Genomic DNA, 6,739 nt, shown 5'->3' on the forward strand with positions numbered 1-6,739 from the left:
CATGTGTAAGTGGAGCAGCTCTTCCTTTTGCACGATATCACCTTTCCTCGAAGAATACTACTGTCCGCGGGTAGATATAATTTGTTGGTGATCTTTTTATATGCACAAGATGCGGGCGGTCGGAGCGTTCATCGGGCTTGCAATCGGCGACGCATTGGGCGCGCCCCTGGAAGGGCTTCCTCCGCGCCCGTTTGCCGTAACGGAGATGTCCGAGGGCGGGATCCACAACACCTTTCCGGGCCAGTACACCGACGACACCCTGCAGGCGTCAGCCCTGGCGCAGACCCTCGTCGGGTGCGGTGGGTTCAACCCGGAGGACTTCGCTCGCCGCCTGGTTCGGGTTTACCACACCCACCCGGAGTTCTTCGGGCCGACGTCCCGTGCCGTCCTCGACCTGATCGAGGAGGGCGTCAGTCCGTCGGCCGCCGCGAGGATGGTGCACGAGGCGCGGGGAGGGAGCCGGAGCAACGGGAGCGTCATGCGCGGCATCCCGGTCGGCATCTTCTACCCGCCCGGGGAGGTGCGCGAGGCGAGCCTTGCCGCATCCCGCGTCACGCACTTTGATTCCGCCGCCGGCGAGGCCTCGGCGTTCGTCAACCGGATGGTCAGCGGGATGTGCCGGGGAGAGGAGGCCGATACGGCTTTCGGCCGGGCCCTTGCCGCCTGCGGCGACCGGGAACTCCGTGGGCTGCTCGAGGATTATCGGGCGTATCCGCCGGACCCCTCGCTCGACGCCGTCCTCTGCACCCACTGCGCCGTCAGGGTCTTCATGGACGCCCCGTCCTTTCGGGATGCGGTGGTCGCGGCGGTCAACCTCGGGGGCGATGCCGATACCGTCGGCGCGATCGCCGGCGGACTCGCCGGGGCGCGGTACGGGTGCGGGGCGATCCCCGCGTCGTGGCTCTCGGCTCTCCAGGATCGGGAGGAACTCCTTGCTCTCGCCCGGCGGCTCGCAGGGGTGAGCCGGGCGTAGGGCTGCGGGGCGTCTGGCAGCGGCCTCGCGCCGGAAGCGCGGGGAAACTCTGGAGAAGAGCCGTGCGGTGGTGATGGGAGTCGCAGGGGAATTTACAAAAGGGTTCGCGAGGGGCGGGGAATACCCCTATGCCCTTCTTCGGCAACCCCCACTCCGCCCGCGCCTTCGGCGCTCCTCCCCCGCCCCCTCCCGGGGGCAGGGGCAGTGCGTGGCGATAGCCGGAGAAAAGCCGTACTTTCGGAAACGAGCCGGGGAACCACCCTTCTCCCGGCATCTCCCCATGCAGTGGACCGTGGGGATATCGCCATTGGGGGTGGGGCCGACGGGGAGGGGGGCTCGCCCCCTCCCCTGTCTCCATCGCATATGGCTCTCCTTTGTAACCTCTCCTCCTCCCGCGCTGGAAGGGGCAGTCATGGCGATATCTAGTGAGCAACCGTGCAGCGGAGCATCCGCCGCGATCTGGATGAGGGGTTGAGAAAAATACCAGAGCAGGTACGGGCGAGGTCTCGCAAAGAGCGTCAGGCCGGCCGCAGTTCCACGAGTTTCAGGGGGCGGCCCCGCTCGCAGACATCGGGAGCGTTGCCGAGAACCTCCCCGACCACGTATTTCTCCCCCTCGATGATGCCGTCGGGGCGGCAGAGCCGGTAACTCCGGCACTCGATTCTCGGGCAGGAAAACTCGTAGCTGATCCTCGAGTTCGCGATCGCCATCTCGGCGCTGATGAGCGCGACGATGGGGGCCTCCACCACATCGACCGCGACCGCCGCCTCGTGGTGGACCGGGCAGTCGTGCCGGGTGTTCGTGCGGACGGTGGCGACCCGGTACTTCTTTCCGGGCTGCAGGTTGTGGCAGGTCTTGCGCACCTTGCAGTTCTCACACTCCGGGCACGTGGTGCCTTCGTAGACGAAATCAAGCCCCGGCTTTGCGAGCCCGGCCCCGATCAGCGTCACCTTTGTCTTCTCCTTCGCCATCTCGTCTCACTCCCGGTAGAGCATCTTCACCAGGTCCCGCGCCGATTCCTCGGTCAGCCCCATATCCAGTATGGTGAACCGTTCCGGCCGGATCGTCCGGGCGGCGAGCAGCGCCGCGACAGCCGTCTCGTCGTCGACCCCGATCCCGGCGGGGGTGGTCGGTGCGCCGATCTTTTTTAAGGAACTGCGGATCCCTTCCCAGTCGCCGCCGTGGAGGTACATCGTTATGATCGCCCCGATGCCGCACTTCTCCCCGTGGAGCCCCTTCCCCGGGGCGAGCCGTTCCAGTGCATGGGAGAACTTGTGCTCGCCGCCGCTGCCGGGCCGGGACGACCCCGCGATGCTCATCGCGACGCCTGAAGAGACCAGCGCTTTCGTCACGAGCCAGGCGCTCTCCTCGGAGTGCGGTTTGATGAGGTCGGCATTCTTAAAAAGGATCTCGGCGGTCATCCGGGAGAGCGTCAGCGCGTACTCCGAGAGCGGTTCGCCCCGGAGGCGGTGGGAGAGTTCCCAGTCGAGGATTGCGGTATAGTTCGCGATGATGTCCGCGCACCCGGACGCCAGCAGCCGGTGAGGCGCCGATGCGATGACGGCGGTATCGGCGACGACGGCGATGGGCGGCTCGGCGGCGAGCGAGACGTTCCCCTCGGCGGTCGGTACCGAGGCTCTCGACGAGGCGATGCCGTCGTGCGATGCGGCGGTGGGGACGCTGATGAAGTGGCGGTCGGTGTTGTAAGAGGCGATCTTCGCCGTGTCGATGACCCGGCCGCCGCCGACACCGATGACGAACCCGGCCTCTGCCGCCGCCGCCTCGGCCTTCCTGATCGTCTCAAAGGGATCGCCCTCGCCCGCGGCAAACGTCGCGACGTCGTAGGAGCCGGCAAGAAGCGCCTCGACCCTTTTTCCGGCGACGTCCCGTGTCAGGCCTCCCGATACGATGAGCACAGAGTCGCCGAGGGCAAGGTCTTCACAGACAGCCGGGATCTGCTCGATGACATCGTGGCCGATGACGACGTCACGGGGGAGCTGCATCCATTTGGACTTGTCGAAGACCTTGGTTCTGAGTAGGTTTATGCGGTCTGCGCTCATTTAGATCAGTAATGATTAGGGAGTTCCTCTACAAATATTACATCGATCCCATTCGTTACGGAGAGGCATATACGCTCGTCGATACGCTGACCTACGCCCTGATCCTCATCGCAGCGGTTTACCTCGTTTACCGGGGACTCCGGCGGTATAAGATTGCTATCGACGACGAGCTGGTGCTCGCGACCCTGCCTTTCGTCGTCCTCGGGGGGCTTCTCCGGGTCGTCGAGGATACCGGGATGATCACCTCCGACTTCCGTTTTCTCCTGATCACGCCCCTGATCTTCTTTGTGATCTTTGCGGTTGCGGGGATCGCCCTCTTTGCCGGGAAACTTGCGGAGAATGCCGGGCTTGTCTCCCGCTACAGCCGAGTTTACGCGGGAACGGGGATCGCCGCCTGCCTTCTTGCCACGGCGGCGCTCGTCTGGTTCGGCCTGACTGAAGCGACGATCGCGCTCGACGTCCTCACCACCATTCTCGCCCTTGCGTCAGTCACGTCGCTCGCCCTCTGGGCGTTCCTCGTTTACGTGCTGAAGTGGGATTACGCCTCGAACATCCTCTATAAACTCCTCATCTTCGGCCACATGCTGGACGCGAGCGCCACGAGTTACGGGATCGATATCCATCCCGTCCGCTACGTGGAGCAGCACGTCGTGGGTTCGGCCCTGATCGATGCGACCGGCACCGCCTTCTCGATGTTTCTCCTCAAGATCGCGGTGATCGTCCCTGCCGTCTACGTCCTCGAGATGTACCGGCGGGAAGGAAACCCCGATCTCTGGCACCTGATCCTGCTTGCCATGATCGTCGTCGGCATGGCGCCGGGGATACGCGATCTCGTGCGGATGGTGCTCTATGTCTGAAGCCTCGCCCGCCCGGGCCACGGGTCTTGCGGCCGTCTTCTTTGCCGTCTCGGTCGGCCTTGGCGTCGCTGCCGTGGCCCTCGACCCGGGCGTAGGCGCGGAGGTCATGTCTCTCTTTTCCGAGCAGGTCGTAGCCGGGCTCCTCTCAGACTCCCCGGCGGTCCTCGCGGTCAAACTGTTCTTAAACAACCTGTCCACCTGTCTCCTTCTCTTCCTCGGGGGGGCCTCCCTCGGTGTGGTCACGGTGCTGATCCTCTCGGTCAACGGCCTTTTGATCGGTGCGGTGACGGAACTCGTGCGGCAGCAGCAGGGCATGCTCTATATTGCCGCGGCGCTCCTGCCGCACGGCATCTTCGAGGTCCCCGCCTTCCTCATCGCGGGGGGCCTCGGCCTCCTCCTCGGGCGGGAGCTCATCGACGAATGGCACGGGAGCGGCGATGCCGCTGCCGGAGCCCTGCCTCTCGCCCGCCTCTTTCTCCGGGTAGTCGTCCCGCTTCTCGCGGTTGCCGCGGCCGTAGAGGCATTTATTACGCCGGCAATCCTAAGTATGATAGCTTAGAGAGGCAGATCGATAGTTTTTGAGGTACGAGACGGATGGAAGAAGATACTGGTGTACTTCCCCGGAAAGACGATTTTTCCCAGTGGTACAACGAGATTCTCTGGCGAGCCGAGGTCATGGACGTCCGCTACCCGGTCAAGGGGCTGTACGTCTGGTATCCCCACGGGTTCGCCGTCAGGAAACGTGCATACGGGATACTCCGGGACCTGATGGACCGCGACCACGCGGAGACGATGTTTCCGCTCCTCATCCCCGAGACCGAGTTCATGAAGGAGGCCACGCACATCAAGGGCTTCGAGGACGAGGTTTACTGGGTCACCCACGGCGGCAGGAACGAGCTCGACGTGCCGCTCGCTCTCCGGCCGACGAGCGAGACCGCCATCTACCCGATGTACTCCCTCTGGATCCGGTCCCACACGGATCTGCCCCTGAAACTCTACCAGGTTGTCAATACGTTCCGTTACGAGACGAAGCATACCCGGCCGCTCATCCGCCTCCGGGAGATCACGTCGTTTAAGGAGGCGCATACCGTGCACGCGACGCGGGAGGAGGCGGCGGCGCAGGTTGAGGTCGCGCTCGGCCTCTACCGGGAGTTCTACGACAGCCTCCGGGTGCCGGTGATCGTATCCCGCCGCCCGGCCTGGGACAAGTTCCCGGGCGCCGACTACACCATCGCGGTCGATACCGTCATGCCCGACGGCAAAACGCTCCAGATAGGGACGGTGCACATGCTCGGCGACCACTTCTCCCGCACCTACGATATCACCTACGAGGACGCGAACGGGGAGCAGCAGTATGTCTATCAGACCTGCTACGGCATATCCGAGCGGTCGATTGCGGCTGTGATAAGCGTCCACGGCGACGATAAAGGGCTCGTGCTGCCGCCGGAGGTTGCGCCGATAGAGGTCGTCATCGTGCCGATTATCGTCGGGAAGCGGCGGGACGAGGTGCTCTCTGCGGCCGGGGCGCTAGAAGAGGAGTTCCGGAACGCCGGATTCGCCGTGAAGCTCGATGCGCGGGAGATGCGCCCGGGCGCAAAGTACTACCACTGGGAGATGCGCGGCGTCCCGTTGCGGATCGAGGTCGGGCCGCGGGACATCGACGCGAACACGGTCGTCGCCGTCACCCGGAGCGGCAAGAAGACCACGCTCGACAGGCGTGGCGTCGTCGAAGGAGTCTGCTCCATCCTTGGGGAGTTCGGGGAGGAACTCTCTCAGACGGCACGGCAGGCGATGGCCGACCGGATCATCGTGGCGGCGACCATGGAAGAGACGGCAGCAGCGGTGAAGAACGGGGTTGCGGTCGTCCACTGGTGCGGCTCGCAGGAGTGCGCAGAAAAGATTGAGACGGCGGTGGATGCGAGCATCATCGGCTCCGACATCCGCTCGGACCTGATCGCCGTCTCGGACGGCCCGTGCGTCGCCTGCGGCGGGAACGGCACGTCCGCCCTGATTGCCCGGACCTACTGATCAGCAGGACGGGCAGGTATACGATTTTACGTGTTCGGGGGACGAGATGTCTCCCGATATCGTTGCTTTTCCGCCCAGGAGGAATATTCTCCCGCATTTTGCGCATCTCTTCGGGAGCAGCCGTTCCCAGCGGCTCATCGGAACTTCCAGAGTGAACTGCATCTTCTCCGCGTCGGCGGGGTTGCACTGGGTGAGCTCCTCATACCGGGAGAGGACCTGCATGACCTGGAGCGGGTTTGCTCCCTCGCTGCAGAACCGTTTGAAGACATAAAATTGGAAGATCATCCACCCGAGGTCGGAGCGCTCTAAGGTCTCCTCGTATTCGCTGCACGTTCCGTCGTCTTCATCGAGGGAATACCCGCAGAGGGGGCAGCGCCCGCCCACGAGTTCGTCCAGGAAGACCTCTTCATGGCAGCTGGGACAGGTGGTGTGGGGGGTATGCATTCTGGAAGTCATGATTATACTGGCCTCATACCTTTTACCTTTCAGGGACACAGGGCTGACGCCCCATGCCCTTGAAAGCATTCCACGCGAAATTGCGCGGTCTGTACAATTGTCGTGAGGTTTACTACGTATTGCGCTCGGGGTGCTCTTATACGTGTCGAATGGGGCCGGTGGATCCGTTCGCCCGGGAGGTTTGCTGTCCGGGCACCCGGAACGGGGGGCCTGCCGGTGCCCATGTCCGGAGGGCGTCATTCCGCCTGTCGCGTTCGAAACTCCACCGTCTCCTGATCCAGCCCCCGGGGGATCCGGTGGGCGCCCCGGTCGCCATTCCCCCATTTTCGCACATTCCGGATCCTTTAACTTGTGGGGGTGAAGGG

The 6,739-nt window shown here is 64.0% G+C and carries 7 protein-coding genes; 4 read left to right on the plus strand and 3 right to left on the minus strand.

The genetic code is table 11. From position 1 onward, the window contains the following. The first annotated feature begins 109 nt into the window (after positions 1–109). A complete protein-coding gene (locus BRA62_RS00015; RefSeq protein WP_292363979.1) occupies positions 110–973 on the plus strand; it encodes an ADP-ribosylglycohydrolase family protein in 864 nt (287 codons plus the stop codon). A gap of 518 nt (positions 974–1,491) precedes the next feature. Here the strand turns inward: BRA62_RS00015 and BRA62_RS00020 are convergent. Both BRA62_RS00020 and BRA62_RS00025 read right to left on the minus strand, forming a co-directional pair. Beyond that, positions 1,492–1,944: a UPF0179 family protein gene (locus BRA62_RS00020; protein WP_292363980.1), complete on the minus strand. Its 453-nt coding sequence runs from the start codon at positions 1,942–1,944 to the stop codon at positions 1,492–1,494. A 6-nt stretch (positions 1,945–1,950) separates the two neighbouring features. Beyond that, a complete protein-coding gene (locus BRA62_RS00025; RefSeq protein ID WP_292363981.1) occupies positions 1,951–3,033 on the minus strand; it encodes an NAD(P)-dependent glycerol-1-phosphate dehydrogenase in 1,083 nt (360 codons plus the stop codon). 11 nt (positions 3,034–3,044) lie between these two features. Between BRA62_RS00025 and BRA62_RS00030 the strand changes: the two genes are divergently transcribed. From BRA62_RS00030 to proS, 3 genes are read left to right on the plus strand one after another with little or no spacing between them, the layout of a single operon-like run. Next, positions 3,045–3,890 (plus strand): DUF63 family protein, encoded by an 846-nt coding sequence (locus BRA62_RS00030; protein ID WP_292363982.1) that lies wholly within the window; start codon positions 3,045–3,047, stop codon positions 3,888–3,890. Further along, positions 3,883–4,449, plus strand: a complete 567-nt coding sequence (locus tag BRA62_RS00035; protein ID WP_292363983.1) for a stage II sporulation protein M — start codon at positions 3,883–3,885, stop codon at positions 4,447–4,449. Before BRA62_RS00030 ends, BRA62_RS00035 begins: the two co-directional genes overlap by 8 nt. 35 nt (positions 4,450–4,484) lie before the next feature. Beyond that, positions 4,485–5,918, plus strand: a complete 1,434-nt coding sequence (gene proS / locus BRA62_RS00040) for a proline--tRNA ligase (protein WP_292363984.1) — start codon at positions 4,485–4,487, stop codon at positions 5,916–5,918. Here proS and BRA62_RS00045 read toward each other — a convergent pair whose 3' ends face one another. Continuing rightward, positions 5,919–6,362, minus strand: coding sequence for a hypothetical protein (locus BRA62_RS00045; protein ID WP_349680527.1), 444 nt, complete (start codon positions 6,360–6,362; stop codon positions 5,919–5,921). Positions 6,363–6,739: the final 377 nt, after the last annotated feature.

This window comes from Methanoculleus sp. UBA208, from assembly GCF_002498065.1.
In the GTDB taxonomy this organism is placed as follows: domain Archaea; phylum Halobacteriota; class Methanomicrobia; order Methanomicrobiales; family Methanoculleaceae; genus Methanoculleus.

Bases quoted from the DNA above. Each gene is read 5' to 3' on its own strand.
- BRA62_RS00045 (WP_349680527.1), bottom strand. From the start codon at position 6,362: ATGCATACCCCCCACACCACCTGTCCCAGCTGCCATGAAGAGGTCTTC.
- BRA62_RS00020 (WP_292363980.1), bottom strand. From the start codon at position 1,944: ATGGCGAAGGAGAAGACAAAGGTGACGCTGATCGGGGCCGGGCTCGCA.
- proS (WP_292363984.1), top strand. From the start codon at position 4,485: ATGGAAGAAGATACTGGTGTACTTCCCCGGAAAGACGATTTTTCCCAG.
- BRA62_RS00025 (WP_292363981.1), bottom strand. From the start codon at position 3,033: ATGAGCGCAGACCGCATAAACCTACTCAGAACCAAGGTCTTCGACAAG.
- BRA62_RS00030 (WP_292363982.1), top strand. From the start codon at position 3,045: ATGATTAGGGAGTTCCTCTACAAATATTACATCGATCCCATTCGTTAC.
- BRA62_RS00035 (WP_292363983.1), top strand. From the start codon at position 3,883: ATGTCTGAAGCCTCGCCCGCCCGGGCCACGGGTCTTGCGGCCGTCTTC.
- BRA62_RS00015 (WP_292363979.1), top strand. From the start codon at position 110: ATGCGGGCGGTCGGAGCGTTCATCGGGCTTGCAATCGGCGACGCATTG.